This is a genomic window from Geodermatophilus sp. SYSU D00742, from assembly GCF_054049935.1.
Genome location: NZ_JBJGYJ010000076.1, coordinates 1 through 538, shown reverse-complemented (window position 1 = coordinate 538; position 538 = coordinate 1). Strand labels below are relative to the sequence as shown.

Genomic DNA, 538 nt, shown 5'->3' with positions numbered 1-538 from the left:
GCGCCGGCTCCGGGTCCGGGTCCGGTGGTGCCGGTGGCGTCGTTCACGGCGTCGCCGTCGAGTGGGCAGGCGCCGGTGGCGGTGCGGTTCACCGACACCTCCAGCGGTGCGCCGACGTCGTGGGCGTGGACCTTCGGCGACGGGTCGTCGTCGACCGAGCAGAACCCGGTGCACACCTACGCCGCGGCCGGCACGTACACGGTGACGCTGACGGCGGGCAACGCGGCCGGGGCCAGCGCGCCGGTGACCGGCACGGTGACGGTGACCGCGGCGCCCTCGGGTACCCCGGGTGGGGTGACGGTGGGGGCCTCGACCTCGGCGGGGTCGACCGCGGCGGTGCGGGACGTGACGATCGCCCGCCCGGCCGGGGTGGCCGCCGGGGACGTGCTGATCGCGCAGATCACCGCGGACCTGGCGCCGAGCATGGCCGCGGTGCCGGCCGGCTGGAGTCCGGTGCTGTCCGGTCCGCTGGCGATCGGCGGCAACGCGCGGGTGTTCGTCTACTCCCGCGTGGTGGGTGACCCGGCGGCCGAGCCGG

Annotated in this window: 1 protein-coding gene; it reads left to right on the top strand. The window is 77.3% G+C overall.

Annotated elements, in window-relative coordinates; genetic code table 11:
* Positions 1-81 precede the first annotated feature (81 nt).
* On the top strand, positions 82-538 hold a 457-nt coding region (locus ACI78V_RS22855), incomplete at its 3' end, for a PKD domain-containing protein (protein WP_456855120.1).